General features: G+C 73.7%; 13 protein-coding genes and 1 pseudogene. 4 read left to right on the forward strand and 10 right to left on the reverse strand.

The features are described from left to right. Window positions 1-38 precede the first annotated feature (38 nt). The 3 genes from ACQEVB_RS35180 to ACQEVB_RS35190 are packed head-to-tail and all read right to left on the reverse strand — an operon-like array spanning window position 39 to window position 3,614. On the reverse strand, window positions 39-1,874 hold the full coding sequence (locus ACQEVB_RS35180) for an IlvD/Edd family dehydratase (RefSeq protein WP_432985454.1): 1,836 nt from the start codon (window positions 1,872-1,874) through the stop codon (window positions 39-41). After that, the gene (locus ACQEVB_RS35185) at window positions 1,864-3,015 is read right to left on the reverse strand and encodes a winged helix DNA-binding domain-containing protein (RefSeq protein ID WP_432982175.1); all 1,152 of its coding nucleotides are present in this window, start codon (window positions 3,013-3,015) and stop codon (window positions 1,864-1,866) included. Before ACQEVB_RS35185 ends, ACQEVB_RS35180 begins: the two co-directional genes overlap by 11 nt. Then, window positions 3,012-3,614, reverse strand: a complete 603-nt coding sequence (locus ACQEVB_RS35190) for a CGNR zinc finger domain-containing protein (RefSeq protein WP_432982178.1) — start codon at window positions 3,612-3,614, stop codon at window positions 3,012-3,014. Before ACQEVB_RS35190 ends, ACQEVB_RS35185 begins: the two co-directional genes overlap by 4 nt. 58 nt (window positions 3,615-3,672) lie before the next feature. On the opposite strand from ACQEVB_RS35190, the gene ACQEVB_RS35195 reads away from it, so the two are divergent. Then, the gene (locus tag ACQEVB_RS35195; RefSeq protein WP_432982181.1) at window positions 3,673-4,062 is read left to right on the forward strand and encodes a RidA family protein; all 390 of its coding nucleotides are present in this window, start codon (window positions 3,673-3,675) and stop codon (window positions 4,060-4,062) included. Between the two features lie 504 nt (window positions 4,063-4,566). On the opposite strand, the gene ACQEVB_RS35200 is transcribed toward ACQEVB_RS35195, so the two are convergent. Further along, window positions 4,567-5,235 carry a DUF5753 domain-containing protein gene (locus ACQEVB_RS35200; RefSeq protein ID WP_432982184.1) on the reverse strand — a complete coding sequence of 223 codons (669 nt, stop codon included), beginning with the start codon at window positions 5,233-5,235 and terminating at the stop codon, window positions 4,567-4,569. A gap of 21 nt (window positions 5,236-5,256) precedes the next feature. Then, window positions 5,257-5,394, reverse strand: a pseudogene (locus ACQEVB_RS35205) (helix-turn-helix domain-containing protein); the annotation flags it as partial. Between ACQEVB_RS35205 and ACQEVB_RS35210 the strand changes: the two are divergent. Continuing rightward, window positions 5,393-5,593 carry a hypothetical protein gene (locus ACQEVB_RS35210; protein ID WP_432982187.1) on the forward strand — a complete coding sequence of 67 codons (201 nt, stop codon included), beginning with the start codon at window positions 5,393-5,395 and terminating at the stop codon, window positions 5,591-5,593. The pseudogene ACQEVB_RS35205 and the gene ACQEVB_RS35210 overlap by 2 nt on opposite strands. A gap of 99 nt (window positions 5,594-5,692) precedes the next feature. Here ACQEVB_RS35210 and ACQEVB_RS35215 read toward each other — a convergent pair whose 3' ends face one another. The 4 genes from ACQEVB_RS35215 to ACQEVB_RS35230 are packed head-to-tail and all read right to left on the reverse strand — an operon-like array spanning window position 5,693 to window position 12,361. Further along, the gene (locus ACQEVB_RS35215) at window positions 5,693-6,790 is read right to left on the reverse strand and encodes a ComEC/Rec2 family competence protein (protein WP_432982190.1); all 1,098 of its coding nucleotides are present in this window, start codon (window positions 6,788-6,790) and stop codon (window positions 5,693-5,695) included. Then, window positions 6,790-9,408 (reverse strand): hypothetical protein, encoded by a 2,619-nt coding sequence (locus tag ACQEVB_RS35220; RefSeq protein ID WP_432982193.1) that lies wholly within the window; start codon window positions 9,406-9,408, stop codon window positions 6,790-6,792. Before ACQEVB_RS35220 ends, ACQEVB_RS35215 begins: the two co-directional genes overlap by 1 nt. 13 nt (window positions 9,409-9,421) lie before the next feature. Then, complete coding sequence (locus ACQEVB_RS35225) at window positions 9,422-10,858, reverse strand: hypothetical protein (RefSeq protein WP_432982196.1); 1,437 nt, start codon at window positions 10,856-10,858, stop codon at window positions 9,422-9,424. 21 nt (window positions 10,859-10,879) lie between these two features. Continuing rightward, a complete protein-coding gene (locus ACQEVB_RS35230) occupies window positions 10,880-12,361 on the reverse strand; it encodes an MFS transporter (protein WP_432982198.1) in 1,482 nt (493 codons plus the stop codon). 55 nt (window positions 12,362-12,416) lie between these two features. On the opposite strand from ACQEVB_RS35230, the gene soxR reads away from it, so the two are divergent. Both soxR and ACQEVB_RS35240 read left to right on the forward strand, forming a co-directional pair. Further along, window positions 12,417-12,866, forward strand: coding sequence for a redox-sensitive transcriptional activator SoxR (gene soxR, locus ACQEVB_RS35235; RefSeq protein WP_432982201.1), 450 nt, complete (start codon window positions 12,417-12,419; stop codon window positions 12,864-12,866). Window positions 12,867-12,894: 28 nt separating this feature from the next. Further along, a complete protein-coding gene (locus ACQEVB_RS35240) occupies window positions 12,895-13,872 on the forward strand; it encodes an ArsR/SmtB family transcription factor (protein ID WP_432982204.1) in 978 nt (325 codons plus the stop codon). A gap of 3 nt (window positions 13,873-13,875) precedes the next feature. On the opposite strand, the gene ACQEVB_RS35245 is transcribed toward ACQEVB_RS35240, so the two are convergent. Beyond that, the gene (locus ACQEVB_RS35245) at window positions 13,876-14,679 is read right to left on the reverse strand and encodes a L,D-transpeptidase (RefSeq protein ID WP_432982207.1); all 804 of its coding nucleotides are present in this window, start codon (window positions 14,677-14,679) and stop codon (window positions 13,876-13,878) included. Window positions 14,680-14,778 lie beyond the last annotated feature (99 nt).

Raw genomic sequence — 14,778 nt, forward strand, 5'->3', positions numbered from 1 at the left:
CGGGCGGGTCTCACCGCAACGGTCGAACCCGCGGGTCGTCAGTGGCTGTCGCGCGGGATCCCCATCTGCTGGGCGACCCGCTGGTAGGCGACGGCGGGACGCAGCACCATCCCGTCGCCGAGCTGGTCGACCATGCCGCGCTGGATCTCCTGCCACGGTGTCTGCGACGGCGGCGACGGGTAGCCGCCGGCCGCCTCCAGCTCCGCGCGGCGACGTTCCAGCTCGTCGTCGGGCACCAGCATGTCGGCGGTGGCGTTGGTGAGGTCGATGCGCACCCGGTCGCCGGTGCGCAGCAGCGCCAGCCCGCCGCCTGCGGCCGCCTCCGGGGAGGCGTTGAGGATCGACGGTGACCCGGACGTGCCGGACTGCCGCCCGTCACCGATGCACGGCAGCGTGTGCACGCCCTTCTTGATCAGGGCGGCGGGCGGTTGCATGTTCACGACCTCGGCGCTGCCCGGGTAGCCGAGCGGGCCGGCGCCGCGGATGAACAGCAGGCAGTCCTCGTCGATGTTCAGGTCGGGGTCGTCGATGCGCTTGTGGTAGTCCTCCGGGCCGTCGAAGACGATGGCGCGGCCCTCGAACGCGTTCGGGTCGGCGGGATCGGACAGGTAGCGCTCCCGGAACTCCGCCGAGATCACGCTGGTCTTCATGATCGCGTTGTCGAACAGGTTGCCGGAGAGCACGACGAAACCGGCCTCCTGCTGCAGCGCGTCCGCGAAGGGGCGGATCACGTCCGGGTCCGTGGAAGGGTGGGCGCGGCAGTTCTCGCCGATCGTGGCGCCGTTGACGGTGCGGGCGTCCTCGTGGATCAGGCCGTGCTGCATCAGCTCGTGGACGATGGCGGGCACCCCGCCTGCGCGGTGGAACTCCTCGCCCAGGTACTTCCCGGCCGGCTGCATGTCGAGCACCAGCGGCACGTGCAGGCCGAGGCGCTGCCAGTCCATCAGCGGCAGGTCGACGCCCATGTGCCGGGCGATGGCCGTGATGTGCACGGGCGCGTTGGTGGAGCCGCCGATCGCCGAGTTGACGACGATCGCGTTCTCGAACGCCTCGCGCGTGAGGATGTCGGACGGCTTCAGGTCCTCGTGCACCATCTCGACGATCCGCCGGCCGGTCAGGTAGGCCATGCGGGCGCGGTCGCGGTGCGGTGCGGGGATCGCGGCGCAGCCGGGCAGGCTCATGCCGAGCGCCTCGGCCAGCGCGTTCATCGTCGACGCGGTGCCCATCACGTTGCAGTGGCCCGGCGACGGCGCCGCCGATGCCACCAGCTCGACGAACTCGGCCTCGTCGATCTCGCCGGCCGCGAGCAGCTCCCTGGCCTGCCACACGATGGTGCCCGACCCGGTGCGCTCGCCGTTGTACCAGCCGTTCAGCATCGGGCCGCCGGACAGCACGATCGCCGGGATGTTCACCGTCGCGGCCGCCATGAGGCAGGCGGGCGTGGTCTTGTCGCAGCCCGTGGTGAGCACGACCCCGTCGAGCGGGTAGCCGTGCAGCACCTCGACCAGGCCCAGGTAGGCGAGGTTGCGGTCGAGTGCGGCGGTCGGCCGCTTGCCCGTCTCCTGGATCGGGTGCACCGGGAACTCCAGCGCCAGCCCACCGTTCTCGCGGATGCCCTCGCGGACCCGTTCGGCCAGCTGGAGGTGGTGCCGGTTGCACGGCGACAGGTCGGAGCCGGTCTGGGCGATGCCGATGATCGGCCGCCCCGACTGCAGCTCCTCCCTGGTCAGCCCCCAGTTCATGTAGCGCTCGATGTAGAGCGCGGTCATCCCGGGGTTCTCGGGGTTCGAGAACCAGCTCTGGCTGCGCAACACGCGATGTGTCCCCTCGGTGGTGGTGCCTCGATCACACCACGAACCAGGCTCAGCCGGCAGCCGCGTCCACGGGGTAGGACGCCTGGCGAACCCGGAGCCGGCTCAGCCCTCTCGCCTCCGCGACGTGCATCGCCTCCGCATCGAGCGCGTCCGCCGGCGGGCGGGTGCTGCCCGGGAAGTGCGACACCACCAGCTCGTCGTCGCTGATCTCCCACACGCCGGCGATCCGGCCGTCCACCACGACGACGGGTGAGATCCAGCCGGACGCACGGCTCACCGCAGCGCGATGGGGTGCCGGGAGCAGCGCGTCGTCGTTGGTGCCGGGGCCGAGCACGTACTGGTCGAAGCCGCCGAGCAGCCGGACCCCGCTGGCTGGAGGCGTTGCGATCAGCTCCTCGACGTGCTCGGCGAGCATCCATGCTCGGCGCCCGTCGACGTCGACCTCGCTCAGCTGGTCGCCCATGTCGGCGAACCATCGACGCAGCCTGAGCCGGCTCGTGGCGTTGAGCGACAGCCACCGGTCGAAGGCCTCGGGGGTCGCCGGTCCATATGCCCCGAGGTACGCCGCGATGACCACGGGTGCCGCGGCGTCGGCCGTCGGGATCGGCTCCCAGGTGGGGAACCGGCTCGCCGGCCGGGTGAACGTGATCGCGTTGTCCTGGTCCGGCCCGTGGCACAGGACGCCCCGCCAGGCCAGGGGCTTGAGCACCTGGCCCCATCCCGATCGCAACGGTCCTTCGATGGCGGCGAACCGTCCGTCGGCGACGAGCTCCGTGACGAGCTGGTCCCGTGTGCGGACGACGCCGTCGAGGATCGACGCAACCGCTTCGGTCAGCTCGTCGATCTGTCGTGGGGTGACCCCGGAGACCCGCTGCCACGACGGGCGCAGCCAGAAGCCCGTGGTCTGCATGAGGGCCAGGTAGGCGCCTGCCTCGTGCGGGGGCAGCAGGTGCAGTGTGCCGCGCATCGCCCAGGTCTTCATCAGCGAGAGGTCGGCGAGGCCGTCGTCGACCGCGCCCGGAGCGGCAGGCGACCGCCGGAGGGCGACGGCCAGGTCCGCGGCACTGCGGACCTGAGCCTGCACGCCGCAGAGCCGGCTCGCGACCTGGGCCGCCGTGCGCGTGGTCCGCGGGTCGAGATGCTGCCGTCGCAACCGCCAGGCAGCGACCTGTCCCCATGCGAGCTCCGGTGGCGACGTCATGACTCCGGCGCCCGTCTGGCCCGTCGGGCGCGCAGCTTGTGCCGGTTCCCGCAGCGCTCCATCGCGCACCAGCGCCGGGCCCCGGGGCGGGACGAGTCGACGAACACCATCGGGCAGGTGTCGCTCGCGCACTCGCGGATGCGCCCGGCCCATGGCCCGGACAGCAGCTCGATCATCTCCCGCGCCATGCTCGACAACGCCTGCGTGGCGCGCACCGGCGGCACCCAGACGGCGGTGGCGCCGTCGTCCGCGAGCCCCGGCAGCAGCGGCGGCTTCGCTGCGGCCCGGTTGATGGCCGCGATCCCGTCGAGGGGGAGGGGGCGGCCCGCGGCCCTGGCGTGCGCCACCTCCCAGATCGCCTGGCGCAGGGTCTTCGCCGCCGCCAAGTCGCCGGCCGACACGGGCACCGTCGGCGCCGCGCCCAGCGAGGGGTGGGCCAGCCACTCGGCCAGGTCGGCGGGTTCGTGGAGGCTCTCGAACACGGCATAGCGGTCTTCGCCGCCCGTGTGCGCGAAGTCCAGGCATACGGCGCCCGCGTCGAACCAGAACGACCCGCCCCTGGGGTCGACGAGCATCCGCCCGGTTGCGCCGCTTCGCATGACACCACTATAACTGGTGTCGCAACACTCCTCATACCGGTTCCGCGGAGGCCGCCTCATGCCCGTGCGCCACATCAACCCGGAAGGGCTGCACCGCAGCCCCGCGTTCAGCCAGGCCGTCGTGGTCGAGCAGCCGGCGAAGACGATCTACATCGGCGGCCAGAACGGCGTCGACGCCGACGGGAAGGTCGTCGGCCCCACCGTCGGCGAACAGTCCCGGCAGGCGTTCGCCAACATCGCCACCATCCTGGCCGGCGAAGGCGCGACCCTCGCCGACGTCGTGCACTGGCGGATCGCCACCGTCGAAGGCACCTCGTTCGACGAGGGAGTGGCCGCGTTCCAGGAGGTGTGGAACCGCGCCGACCCGCCGCCGGCGATCACCGTCCACGTCGTCTCCGCGCTGGGCCCCGGTCTGCTCGTCGAGATCGACGCCGTCGCCGCGGTCTGAGGCGATCCACGTTAGGTCGTCGAACTCGCCGGCCAGGACGCGCCCCGCACCCGCGCGCCTCGGCGGGGGGTTTGGCAGGTGATCAAGGGCAGAATGTCGCTGTTTGATCTTGGCCAGCGACCTTTTGCCCTTGATCACGGCTGTGCGGCCGGCTGCCCGGTGGTGGGGCTGCCGTGCGGGAAGCGGTGGGGGTTCGAGTGGTGATCATGGGCAAACCGTCGCTGTTCGATCTTGGTCGACGACGTTTTGCCCATGATCACCTCAACCCCCGGCCGGCCGCGGCCGCAGAGATTCCGTCGCCCCGGGGTGTGGCGGGGTCCGGGCGGCGATCAAGGGCAGAATGTCGCTGTTTGATCTTGACCAGCGACGTTTTGCCCTTGATCACCGCTACCCGACCTGCTGCCCGACCCGCTGCTCGGCGGCGGGCCGTCGCGCCGGACGCGGCGAGGGTCTCGACCGACTGTCCGCCCGAAGAGCCCGCGCTGGACTGTCCGGCCAGTCCCGCTACAGCAACGTGCGGAGGAACGCCGCTGTGTCCTCGGGAGACATGGCCTTCTCCCGAAGTCGCTCATGGGTGACCTGGTACATGCTCACTTCGCGCAGTCCCTCGCGATAGAGCGAGGTCACGAGCGAGTCCAGGTAGACGACGCGGGGATCGTCCTCGTCTGCGAATTCGAGCAGGGTGAACGAGCCGTTGGTGGCCGGGTGGGCGCCTGCCGAGAACGGCAGCAGGCGGATCGTGACGTTCGGTAGACGAGCCATGGCGAGAAGGCGTTCGAGCTGCTCCCGCATGACGCCGTCGTCACCGATCCTCCGCCGAACGACGGCTTCGTTGATCACCGCATCGAACTCCAGCGGCGGCCTTTCCCCGGACAGGCGAGCCTGCCGAGCCACCCGCAACCGCGCGGCCTGCTGGATCTCGTAGGGCATCACGGTCACGGGGTGCTGGCCCAGAACCTCGCGCGCGTAGGCATCGGTCTGCAACAGGCCCGGCACGACCTCGCTCTCGTAGGTCAAGATCCGCGACGCATCGGACTCCAGGCTGAGGAACCGCGCGAAGTTCTGGGGCAACACATCGGAGTACTGCCGCCACCACGCCGGCTGCTGATCCTCCATGGCCAGCTTGACCAGACCCGCGACCTCGTCGGACGCGGCGCCGTACAGCTCCAGCAAGGTGCGGACGTCGTCCGGGGTGACGGACGTGGCGGCCGTCTCGATGCGGCTGACCTTGGCCTGGGACCAGCCGAGCGCGGCGGCCGCGCTGTCGGCGCTGTGACCCGCTTCCTCACGGAGACGCCGGAGCGCTGCTCCGACCGCGTGGGGGACGTCGATGAATGAGTTCTCGCAGCTCCTGGCCGGCCTGCCGGGAGTGGTGGAGACCCTGCTGCAGCTGCACCGCCCCGACGATCAGGGCCGGTGCCGTGCCTGCACGAAGGCGGGCACCGGCCTGCCCGAGAAGGCCTGGCCCTGCGCGCTGTACTGGTTCGCCGACGGTGCGACGCCTGCCTCGCCCCGGTCGAGTTCTCGGTGACCCGCCGCGACTACCGCCACCGGCAGCCGACCACCTGCACCGGCATCGACGGCATCGTGCTGGGTGTCCTCGCCTCGACGTGGGCGGAGGCCGGGACCGTCACGCCACCACCCGGAGGGCCTGCTTCCCCGGCCGCGGGAAGGTGACGGTGGCGCCGACGCCGGGTCCGTGGAGCGCCCACGGTTCGGTCCGCCCGGTGCGGTAGTTGCAGTAGAACGTGACGCCGCCGCCGTACGCCTCGATGATCTTCGCGAGGGCGGCGTCGTCGGGGTGGGCGAAGTTGTCGCCGTTGGTGGAGACGAGGAAGCGGCGGCAGTCGATCAGGTCCAGCAGTGCCGTGGAGATGTTGGCGTTGCTGCCGTGGTGGGCGAGTTTGACCAGGTCGAAGCGGGGTCGCGGCTCGCCGACGCGCGCCGCGTAGCGCTGCAGCCCCCCAGCCAGGACGGGTGCGTGCGCGTCGGCGCCCATGAGCACCCGCTTGCCGCCGTGCTCGACGACGAACGCGATGGACGAGCCGTTCGCCTCCGAGCTGTCGGCGGCGTTCTTCGCGGCGAGGCAGGTGATCGCGGCGTGGTCGAGCGGGTTCGGCAGCGGCGGGACGTGCTTGACGTGCGGTCGCGGGCTGCCGGTGTGCCCGGGCGCGCCGGCACCGGCGACGAGGTGGGCCGCGACGACGACCCGTTGCCACACGGGGGCGAGCCGCTTCAGCTGCGCGCCGGTGGGGGAGAGCAGGACGGCGCAGGCGCCGCCGGGCAGGTTCACGGCGGGCAGCGGGCCGTTCCGCGGCACCCCGACCGGCCCGCCCACCCCGGCGGACGCGCGCGGCGTGAAGCCCTCGTTCCAGTGGAAGCCGCCGGTGACGATGCGCCGGGTGAGCTGCTCGCCGTTGACCGGGCCGAGCACGTTGCCGCCCGACGCGCAGTGCACGTAGCCGTTGAACCACACGTGGTCGACGCGGTGGCGCAGATCCGGGTCGTCGAGGAGGGCGAGCGCGCCGCCGATGTGGTCCTCGTCGACGTGCGTGATCACGAAGACCTCGTAGCGATCGTTGCGCCGCCGCAGCAGCTCGGCGCGCACCCCGTCCCAGGCGTGGAACGTGCCGGCGTCGACGAGGATCCGGTGCGGGTCGGCCGCGGTCCCGTACTCGACGACGAGCGCGTCGCCGTGCCCCGCCGGCAGCATCTCGACGGCCAGCATCAGGTGACCACGGTGGTGTCCAGCTCGCCGTGGGCGACGAGCACGAGGCCGATCGGGCTGCCCGCGGCGAGCAGTGAGCGGCGGGCCGCGGCCACGACGTCGCCGACGGTCGCGTCACTGCCGGCGAGGCCGTGCATCGCCTGCAGGAGGTGGTTGGCCGCGGCGGCGCCCTGCGGGCCGACGATCTTCGACAGCGTCGCGACGACGGCTCCCGCCCCGCGGGCGGTGAGTGTGCCGGGCAGGGTGCCGAACGCGTCGCCCACCGTCGCGGTCGCGCACGCGACGAGCAGGACGAGCGGTCGCGGTGCCCCGGCGGCGCGGAGCTCCGACGCGGAGATGCGGAACCGGGAGAGCGTGGACTGCCGCCCGATGTACAGGTGGGTGTCGCCGTTCTCGGTCAGCGTGTGGCCGAGCACGACGAGCACGTTCGGCCGGTCCGATCGCACCACGCGCCGCCACGCCGTCCAGCTCGTCACGCGGGTGACCGGCCAGAAGAGCTGCCTCGCCGTGGCCGGCACGGAGTCGCTGGGCAGCGGGTCCGCGGCGCCCTCGTCGGCGAGCTCCGTCGCGGCGAACAGCACCCGCGCGGCGGGGAGCGACGTGATCCACGGCTGGGTGTCCTTGGCGCGGCCCTCCCGCCACGCGATCGTCCGGGCGATCGAGCGGTGCAACCCCCAGAACGCGTACGGGCACACCCGCTTCCGGGACGCCTTCGTGCAGGCCGTGCCGCGTGCCGGCGGCCCGTCCGTGACGTGCACGCAGAAGCGGGCGTCCCGGTCCGGCACGGGCCCGGCGTAGGCCAGCTCGAGGGGCAGCACCGGGCTGACGTCGTTGACGAGCAGGTTGATGCTGCCGGCGTCGCCGATGCGTAGCGGGGCGAGGTGGTCGACGAGCGCCGCCCCCATGGCGGCCAGTGCGATGACCAACTCGCGCACGCCGGCGTCGCGGCGACCGGCCGGGTCGACGAACACGTCCGGGGCGCCCGTGACCCCGAGCACCCGCGAGACGCGGTCGTCGATGGTGTCGAGCATGGCGTGCACCTGGTCGAGCGGCACCACGGCGTCGACGCCGTGCCGGCGCAGCTCGGTGCCGCGGCCGTCGAGGGTGACGTCGACGGGGCGGAGGTTCGGCGTCGGCTCGTCCGGCCCGGACAGCACGTAGGTGGTGAGGGTGGGCCGTTCGTCGGGGAGCGCGCGCTCGCGGACGGTGGCCACGAACCGCGCGGCCTGCAGCGGTTTGCCCCGGTAGGACACGGTGATGTCGAGCTCGACGACCTGCCCGGCGGCCGGGGTCGTGAACGGGAAGACGGCCCAGGTGCTCGGCTGCGCCGCCCGCACGCGGGACAGGGAGATCGTCTGCGCCGGCGGTGGGCGGTCCCAGACGTCGCCGCTGACCGTCACCTCCAGCTCGGCCGTGGGACCGGGGGCCGGCGGCACGGCCAGTGCCGGCCCGTCGGCGGCGACGTCCTCGCGTTCGGGGATCGCGACGCGCACGGCGAGCTGCACCTCCCGGGCCGGCGGCAGGACCGAGGTGAGCACGCCGTCGTCGGCGAAGACGCGTGCCACCAGCCGGCGCGACACGGCCTCTTCCTCGGGCTCCTCGACCGCTGCGGTGGGACCCGGCAACACGATGACCGTGGGGTCCTCGCCCTCGGCCCGCAGCAGCAGGACCTCGCGGGACGCGCGCCGCGTGCCGCCGCTCTCGTAGCGCCAGTCCCAGCCCGCGTACTGCTCCAGCAGCGGGGTGAGCTGCGGGAAGTCGGGGGCGACGGCGGCGAACCAGTGGGCGGCCGCGGTGACGTCCATGCCGCGCAGCGGACCGGCTGTCAGCGCGTCGACGCCGTGGTCGCGGACGACGCGCTCGACCGCGACGTCGACGGGCTCGTCGTGCGCCAGCTCGTGGAAGAACGTCCGCCACCAGCGCTCCGGCGGCGCGTCGACCGCGATGGCGATCGTGGGGCCGACGATGCCCTGCAGCTCGTCGAGCACCTGGTCGGCCGGCCGGAAACCGGCTGCGATGACGCACGTGGTGGCGCGCAGCTGGTCGAGGGTGCCGGGCGGGAGCACGCCCAGCCCGAACGCGTCGACGAGGGCGATGTCGTACGCCTGCCCGGGCAGGAGTCGGTCGGCGTCGAAGGCGTGGCCGTGGTGCTCGCTGCGCTGCGCGACGGCCAGCCACGGCTCCACGAACGGCCCGGAGACCACACCCAGGCGAAACGGCCAGCGCCACCGGACCGGGCCGGTGCTGCGCGGGTCGAGCGACGGCACGATGGTCAGCCCGTCGAGTCCGCCGAGGCTGCGCAGGTGCCGGACGTCGGCTGGCCCGTCGACCCGGAGGCGCAGGTAGCCGTCGTGCAGGGGAACGGCGGCCGCCCACGCTTCGGCCAGCCGCGCGGCCGCCTCAGGCCCGACGTAGCCCGGCGCCACCCAGCGCGCCAGCTCGTCCCCGTGCGCGGCGCCGCCCCGCAGCTCGGGCGGCAGGTGCGCGGGCCGCCACACCGTCGACGCGTTCAGGGCTCGTCGCAGTTCCCTGACGAGCCCGGCGTCGTCGAGGGTCGCCGGGTCGGCGTGCAGGATCCCCGCGGCCACCTCGGCCCGCGCCTGGGCTGCGCCGTCCATGGCGACCTCCTCGTCAGAGCGCCGCCGAGAGCGGAGCCGGCTGATCCGTGCTGGTCGGAGGCACCGCGAGCAGGGCGCGCAGCACGTCGTGCGTCCGCGGCCCGAGGTCCAGCACGGCTCGCACGTGGGTGGCGACGTCGTCGGGTCCGGTGGCCTCCGGGTAGTCGAAGTAGCGGCCGTGCGCGACGCCCCACGCGCGCCGGCCGGGCAGGTTGCCCGTGACGGCCACGTCCCGGACGCCGGGGCCGTACAGCTGCTGCAGCGGGCCGCCGAACCAGTCGCCGCGCAGCCCGTCGACCGGGAACCAGAGGTTCGTCCAGCGGGTCGCCGCGAACGGCGCCGCCGAGTCGAGCACCTGCCGGCCGTCGCGGAACCAGCCGTAGCGCGGCGCGCCCGCCGGCGGCGGCCCGTCCACCGTCGCGGTGCGGCTGCGTGGCGGGCAGGTGGGGAGCTCGGCCCGGCCGACCAGCCGGTCGAACGCGGCCCGGTCACGGGTCAGCAGCAGGTCGGCGAACGCCATCGGGGTGCCGATCGTCAGCAGGTCGGTGACGAGCCACGGGCAGCCCTGCCGGCGCAGCCCCTGCCACAGCGCGAACTGGGCGCGCTGGAACTCGGCGACCGACGCCGTCCCGGCGGTCCGGCGCGCAGCCGCGCGCTCCAGTGAACGCAGCCCGACGAGCGGGGTGGCGCGCTGCCGGGGCCCGGCCGTCCGCGCGGCCACCTCCGTCCAGAACGACGTGAGCCCGTCGTAGGCGATGAACGCGCCCAGGCTGTGCGCGACGACGACGATGCGCGAGTAGCCGCCGTCGGCGTGCAGGGCGCGCAGCAGGTCGACCATCCCGGCGCGGATGTCCCGGCGGGCCGCGTAGGAGCGCGGCGAGGTGTCGAGGTAGCGCACCACGTCGACGAACGACGTGGTCACGCGTCCTGCCGCGAACCGCAGGACGGCACCGGCCACGACGGCCACCACCGGGACGGCGAGGACGGCGGCCAGCGCCCCGACGAGCCCCGTCGCCCAGAGCACCACCGCCAGCACCACGGCCAGCGCGGCGACCCCCCACGCCATCCACCACACGCCCTGCAGCCCGGCCGGCACTGCGGCCGGTCGGCGCACGAGCAGCCGCAGCGTCGTCGGGACGAGGTCACCGAGCCGGTTGCCCGTCATCAGGTACGACCAGTGGTACTCGAAGACCTCCGTCTGCACCCTGGCCGGCGCGTCCGCCGTCCCGAGCCGGACCGCGAGGTGCCGGCGGGCCTCGTACGAGCCCGTCAGCAGCGCCGGCCGTGAGTAGTAGACGCGCTCGCCGGCGACCGGGTCGCGGGCGAGCGCGGTGTCGGTGAAGCGGTCGAGGGTCTCCCGGGGCCGTTGCTCGCCCATCCCGTGCACGACGACGACGGCGACGCGGACCTTCCTGCGTTCCGGTGGCATGGCCGACCTCCGGTCAGGCACTCGCTCACCGTTACGGCGGTGTTACGGCGTGCGAGGTCGCAGCACGCGCAGGACGGCCGCGGTGGTGGCCAGGGTGACCGCGGCCGCGACGAGCGCGCTCACCCCGAACCCCGCGGTGAACGCGGCGCGGGCCGCTGTGAGCAGGGCGGCGCCGGCGTCCGGCGGCAGGGCGGCCGCTGCGGCGACGGCGTGGGCGAGCGTGTCACCCGCCGGGCCCGCGGTGTCCACGCCCGACCGGTAGGTGAGCGTGATGACGCTGCCGAGGACCGCGATGCCGAGCCCGCCGCCCAGCTGCGGTGCCGTCGAGGCGATCGCCGACGCGGCACCGGCCCGGTCGGGCGGCGCGCTGCCGACGACGAGGTCGGTGGCCAGCGCCATCATCGGTCCCAACCCCGCCGACACCACGACCGTGCCGGTGACGAGCACGCCGAGCGGGGTGGCCGGACCGATCGAGGCCAGGACGCCGAACCCCGCCGTCGCGACGAGCAGGCCGCCGCCGATGATCCGGCCCGCGGGCACCCGGCGGGCGAGCCGGGTCGCGCCCAGCGAGCCGGCGATCACCCCGAACGCCGACGGCGCGGTCCACAACCCGGCAGCCAGCGGCGTCAGCCCGGCCACGAGCTGCAGGTACTGGGCGACCGCGTAGTTCGTGCCCCAGAGCACGAAGATGCCCAGCACCAGGGTCAGCGTCGCCGTGGTGAGTGCCGGCGAGGCGAACAGCCGCAGGTCGATCATCGGGTCGGCGAGCCGCTGCTGGCGCCGCACGAAGGCCCACCCGGCGCCCAGCCCGAGCAAGACGGCCGCGGCCGCCGCGACGTCCGGCCCGTCCGCCGCCACCTGCTTCAGCCCGTAGACCACCGGCAGGACGGTGAGGATCGACACCGCCGCGCTCGGCAGGTCCAGCCCGCGGCGGCCCGGGGCGCGGTGCTCCGGCAGCGTCATCGGGCCGACGACGAGCAGGGCGAGCATCAGCGGGATCGGCAGCAGGAACGCAGAGCCCCACCAGAAGTGGTCGAGCAGCCAGCCGCCGACGAGCGGCCCGATCGCCGTACCGGCGGAGACGGCGGCGACGACGATGCCGACGGCCTGGGTGCGCTGCCGCGCATCGGGGAACATCGCGACCGCGAGCGCCAGCACGGACGGCATGAGGGTCGCACCGGCCACGCCGAGCAGGGCGCGGACCGCGACGAGCACCTCCGGGTTCGGCGCGACCGCCGCCACCGCGGACAGGACGCTGAACGCGAGCGCTCCCGTGAGCAGCAGCCGGCGCCGGCCGATGCGGTCGCCGAGCGTCCCGAGCACGGCGAGCGTGCCGGCCAGCGTGAACGCGTAGCCGTCGACGATCCACAGCAGCTGCGTGCTGGACGCGTCCAGGTCACGGCCGATCGCGGGTAGCGCGAGGTGGGTGACGGTCAGCTCGAGGGACGCCAGCAGAGCCGGCAGGACGAGCACGGCGAGGCCGAGCCACTCCCGGCGGCCGGCGAGGGTGGTGTCACTGGTCATGCCGCCGATCCTCAAACCTCGGCTTAACCTGAGGTCAAGCCGTACACTCGCGCAGGTGGTGGACCCGCACGTCGAGCTGACCGTCGGTCAACTCGCCCGCCGATCCGGCGTCACCGTCACGGCGCTGCACTTCTACGAGGAGCGCGGCCTGCTCGCCAGCCGCCGCACCGCGGGCAACCAGCGCCGCTACCCGCGCCACGCGCTGCGGCGGATCGCGTTCATCCGGGTCGCGCAGCGCGTCGGCATCCCGCTGCGCGAGATCGGCGCTGCGCTGGCCGAGCTGCCGGCCGACCGGGCGCCGACCCAGGAGGACTGGGAGCGGCTCTCGGCCCGCTGGCAGGACGACCTGGACCTGCGGATCGCGCAGCTCGTCCGGCTGCGGGACAAGCTCGCCGACTGCATCGGCTGCGGCTGCCTGTCGCTGGAACGCTGCCTGCTGCGCAACCGGGACGACCGGCTCGGCGCCGCCGGCGCCGGCCCCCGCCGGCTCTGGATCGAGCGGTGAGCCGCAAATGTCCGCTTAGGATCTCTTCGTGGGGGACTACACGAAGCTGGACCTGGGGGAGATCAGCGGAGGCGAGACGACGATCGTGCCGCACCTGGGGGCGAGCCTGCTCTCGATCGTCGCGGACGCGCTCGGCGGCCGGCCGCAAGGGGTGAACCCGTCGTGGCGGCGGTCGGTGCGGTCCGCCGTGCCCGCGGGGAGCAGCCGGCTGATGCATCCGCTGGTGGGGCCCGGCATCGCGCTCATGCCCGACTGCCTGACGCTCACCTCGTCGATGACCGCCGAGTCGGTCACCGACCAGTTGGAGGAGATGCGCGAGACCGCGCCCACCCGCCTCGTCGAGGAGGTCGAGACCGACTTCGACGGCGCACCGCCCGAGCCGTGGTGGCCCGTCCTGCGCGATCCCGACGGGTTCGTCTCCTCGTACGCCGACGTGCTGGGCTCTGCATGGCGGGTGCTGGCGCCCGTCATGCGGCGGGCCGAGCCGCTCTTCGAACGGGAGGAGCGGCGCATCCGGCTGGCCGGCCGCGAGATCGCCGCCGCGCTCGCGGTCGCGGCCCCGCGGCTGCGCGGCAACGGCACCTGGCTGCACGTGCCGGACCCGTTCCCGCTGGTGTGCGCCCGCGGCGACCGGCCGCTCGTGCTGGTGCCGCTCGTGTCCGGGTCGAGCGCGTCGATCTACAGCGTCGACCGCAGCGACGTCGTGTGGGTCGGCTACCCGCTGCCGGGGCTGGCCGGCTTCGCGGCCGGGACGCCCATCGCGCTCGACCCGCCGGACCCCCTGCAGACCGTGCTCGGCGCCACTCGCGCCGCGGTCCTGCGCGCCGCGGCCGGCCAGCCGCTCGGCGTGCTCGCCCGCGCATGCGGATGCAGCCTCGCCACCCTCACCCACCACTGCGACCACCTCGAGCGGGCCGGTCTCGTCGTGCGGGAACGGGTCGGCCAGCGCGTCCTGCTCCACCGCACCGCGCGCGGGGACGGGCTGATCGAGCTGCTCAGCGACTGAGGGTCAGTTGCTGCTGCTGTCGTCCCCGCCGCCGTTGGCGCTGGCGTCGGCGGTGCTGGTGTCGGTGTTGCTGGTGTCGGTGGCGCTGCTGTCGTCGCCGCCGTGCTTCTTCATCCACTCGCGGACGCCGCCGGCTCCGTAGATCGGGCCGTCGTACTTCATGCCGCGCGCGGGCAGCACCTTCGACGCGTTGACGACCTGGACCTGGTCGCCGTTCTTCAGGGCCGTGAACCAGGCGACGGCGTCCTCGTGGGAGAGGTGGACGCAACCGCCGGACGGGTTCTCCGGGTCGCCCTCGTGGAAGGCGATGCCGCCGGCCTCGAAGAACACCGAGTACGGCATCGGGTCGGGCACGCCGTTGGTGAACGACTCGTTGCTGGCGTGGTCCTTGTCCTTCAGGTAGACCGGCATGTTCCACCCGGGCGGGGTGGGCTCGGTCTTGCTGCCGGTCGCGACGTCGACGGGGCCGCGGACGATCTTGCCCTTGCCGTCGAGGAGCCAGGCGCGCTGCGAGTCGAGGTCGACGCACGACTTGACCGTGATCGTGCACGGGGTGCCCGCGGCGAGCGGCTGCGAGGCCGCGACCTTCGCCGGGTCGACCTTCGGGGCGGCCGGCTTGGCGCTCGCGACGGCCTTCGGGTCGGTCTCGGCCGGGGCGGCCCCGGGCTCCACCGCGGCGGCCGGGAGCGCCGCGGCCGGCGCCGTCGTCGACACCCGGGTGCCCTGCGAGCCACATCCCTGCACGGCCAGCACGGCGCCGACGACCGCCAGGGCGACGCCGAGCCTGCGCCACTGTTTGCGTCCCATGCTGACCGTCTTGCTCCTCTACTGCGCACACGTCGGCCGGGGGGAGCGGCCTACACAGTGGGAGACGTCCATGGGGCGGCAAGGTTGCGCCCGTACGGA

The sequence above is a fragment of the Pseudonocardia sp. CA-107938 genome (assembly GCF_050936315.1).
Lineage (GTDB): Bacteria > Actinomycetota > Actinomycetes > Mycobacteriales > Pseudonocardiaceae > Pseudonocardia.